The sequence below is a fragment of the Inquilinus limosus MP06 genome (genome assembly GCF_000767795.1).
In the GTDB taxonomy this organism is placed as follows: domain Bacteria; phylum Pseudomonadota; class Alphaproteobacteria; order DSM-16000; family Inquilinaceae; genus Inquilinus; species Inquilinus limosus_E.
In genome coordinates, this window is sequence record NZ_JANX01000668.1 from 1 (window position 1) to 3,016 (window position 3,016).

3 protein-coding genes are annotated in these 3,016 nt (G+C 71.3%); all 3 read right to left on the reverse strand.

Features of this window, described 5'->3' with window-relative positions; all coding sequences use genetic code 11:
* Positions 1–130: 130 nt before the first annotated feature.
* Complete coding sequence (locus tag P409_RS30525; protein WP_238578809.1) at positions 131–1,363, reverse strand: threonine ammonia-lyase; 1,233 nt, start codon at positions 1,361–1,363, stop codon at positions 131–133.
* 15 nt (positions 1,364–1,378) lie between these two features.
* Positions 1,379–1,717, reverse strand: coding sequence for a penicillin acylase family protein (locus tag P409_RS41325; RefSeq protein WP_052121592.1), 339 nt, complete (start codon positions 1,715–1,717; stop codon positions 1,379–1,381).
* The coding region (locus tag P409_RS30530; RefSeq protein WP_161790502.1) for a penicillin acylase family protein at positions 1,684–3,016 on the reverse strand (1,333 nt) is incomplete at its 5' end. The genes P409_RS41325 and P409_RS30530, both read right to left, overlap by 34 nt.

Genomic DNA, 3,016 nt, shown 5'->3' on the forward strand with positions numbered 1-3,016 from the left:
GGCTCAAGGCCGGGGTCGCAATGACGGTATGGGCTGCAGAACCAGTGTTCAAAACCGATGGTTTTGCCTTTCCCGCATCGCGTGAGAGGCCGGAGCGCTTGCGAGTCCGCGCCGGCTCAGGCCCGGCCGCTCACGCCCCGACGTCGCTCAGCAGCTTGGCCGGGTAGCCCGATTCCATCAGCTTGCCGATGATGACGTCGACATGGGCGCGGTCGCGGGTCTCGACCACCACGTCGATATCGGCGCGCTTCACCGGGATCTGGAAGAACAGCCGCTGGTGGTAGGTCTCGATGATGTTGCCGCCGGTGGCGCCGATGATGCCGGCGATGGTGCTCAGCACCCCCGGCACGTCCTCGATCTCGATCCGCAGCCGGGCGATCTGGCCGTTGCGCACCAGGCCGCGCATCAGGATCGAGGCCAGGATGCGCGGGTCGATGTTGCCGCCGCAGACCACGACGCCGACCTTGCGCCCGGCGAAGCGCTCCGGATGGGCCAGGATGCCGGCGATGCCGGCGGCGCCGGCACCCTCGGCCACCAGCTTCTGCTGGGTCATCAGCTGGTGCACGCCCTGCTCCAGCATCGTCTCGTCGACCGTGACGATGTCGTCGACCAGCGTCGCGATGATCTGGCGGGTCAGCACGCCCGGGCTCTTCACCGCGATGCCCTCGGCGATGGTGGCGCCGCCATAGACGCCGGTGCGGCCGGCCACCGCGTCGCTCATCGAGGCGTAGAGCGCGGCCTCGACCCCGGTGATCCGGATCTTGGGGTTGACCGACCGGGCGGCGATGGCGACGCCGGAGATCAGGCCGCCGCCGCCGATCGGCACCACCAAGTCATCGAGATCCGGCACGTCGGCCATGATCTCCAGCCCGGCCGTGCCCTGGCCGGCGACGATGTAGGGGTCGTCATAGGGGTGGATCAGGGTCAGGCCTTCCTCGTCCACCAGCTTGCGGGCATGGCCCATGCTGTCGTCGAGGGTCTGGCCCACCAGCACCACCTTGGCGCCGTAGCCCTCGGTCTTGGCCACCTTGGTGAAGGGGGTGAAGGTCGGCATCACGATGGTCGAGGGGATGGCGAGGCGGGTGGCGTGGTAGGCGACGCCCTGGGCATGGTTGCCGGCCGACATCGCGACCACGCCGCGCCGGCGCTGCGCCTCGTCGAGCGAGCGCAGCTTGTTGTAGGCGCCGCGGTCCTTGAACGACCCGGTGCGCTGCAGCGTCTCGAGCTTCAGGTGCAACTCGCAGCCGAGGATGCCGGACAGCTGGGGCGCCGGGATCATCGGCGTGCGGGCCACCTGGCCCTCCAGCGCCGCGGCGGCGGCATGGATGTCGTCGATGGTGACCGGCAGCGGGGCGGTGCTCATCTGGGGTTTGTCCCGTTATTGGCGCGGCTGCAGGGTCGTCAGCGACTCCCCGGCGGCGGCGAGATCAGCCTCGCCACCCTGCAACGTCAAGTATCTTCCGTCTCGCCAATCCGCGACCAGGTCGCCCCAATGCGGCGACAGCGGGTTGCCGGACTGGCCGGTGGCGATCATGAAACGCGACCGGCCGCGGTCGGCCAGGTCGTAGACGGCGCGGTAGCCGGCGCCATGCGTGTGGGCGAAGGGCGCCTCCGGATCGGTGATCGTGGTGGCGCCGCGATTCAGGGTGTAGGGGCCGCCATCGGTCGGGGTCGCCAGCGAGATCAGCCCGCCGACCACCGGTACCCGCGACAGCACCTGCGCCTCCAGCGGCGCGACATGCTCGCCCCCCAGCGCCAGGCGGCCATGTCGGCGCCGTGGCGCCACGCCAGCGCGTCCAGCGCCTCGCCCAGGGTCCGGCGCAGCAGGGCCGAGCAGTCGGCCGGCGGGGCCTTGGCGTCGCCGCACCAGGACGAGTCGCGGCTCAGGATCGTCGCCAGGATCGTCGGGTGCAGCCCGAAGTAATCCTCGGCCAGCGGCCCCAGCGGCGGGTCGAACACGGCATGGGCGAAGCGCCACAGCCACTCCATGTAGATCAGCGGCTCCGGCCGGTTGCGGTCCATCCGCAGGTCCCAGCCGCGCAGCAGCGCCAGGGCCTTGGCCATGCGGTCGTCGGCGGGCCCCGTGGTCGCCAAGGGCATCGTCATCAGGGGCAGCAGATCGCGGGCCTCGATGGTCAGCGTGTCGGCCTGCATCGCCTGGCTGCGCGCCACCGTGTTCGGGCCCTCGGCGTCGAGCATCTCGACGATGCGTCGGACGCGGTAGGGCTCGTCATAGCCGTCGCCGATATAGTGCGGGTAGCCGGGCCCGACCGGGGCGTTGTTGGCGTTGGCGATGGCGGCGCCGGGCGGGTTCAGGGCCTGGGGCAGGGACTCGAACGGGATCAGGCCGGTCCAGTCCTGGGCGCCCGAGGCACCATCCGCCGGCAGCTTGCCGTCGCCCGAGCGACGGATCGGGATCGCGCCGGGGACGATGAAGCCGATATTCCCGTCGCCATCGGCATAGGCCATGTTCTGGATCGGGGCGCGGAACAGCCGCATGGCCTCCAGGAACTCGGCCCAGCCGCCGGCGCGGTTCAGCCGGTACAGCGCGTCGGCGCTGGTGTCTCCCGGGGTCAGCGCGGTGAAGGCCAGGGCGGCGACCTTGCCGTCGCCCGCCAGCTTGGCCATGCCGGGGTCGAGGTCGGACAGCACCGGCCCGTGCCGGGTGCTGCGGATGGTCAATGGCACCGGATCGCCGCCGGAGACGCCGATGGTCTCGGTCCGGGTCTCGAAGGCGGCGCTGCCGTCCGGGGTGCGGTAGCGGTCCGGGTCGGCCGGGTCGACCGTCTCCAGGAACAGGTCCTGAACATCCGCGCCGGTGGTGGTGAAGCCCCAGGCGATGCGCCGGTTCTGGCCCAGGATGGTCAGCGGCACGCCGGGCACGGTGGCGCCGGCGACCGACAGGGTCGGCGTCTCGATCCGCGCCAGGTACCACAGGATCGGCGCGCCCAGCCCCAGATGCGGGTCATTGGCCAGGATCGGCGCGCCGGTGTCGGTCCGGCTGGGCCCGACCACC

Excerpts from the sequence above, each read along its gene's own strand:
- P409_RS30525 (WP_238578809.1), bottom strand. The coding sequence starts at position 1,363 with ATGAGCACCGCCCCGCTGCCGGTCACCATCGACGACATCCATGCCGCC.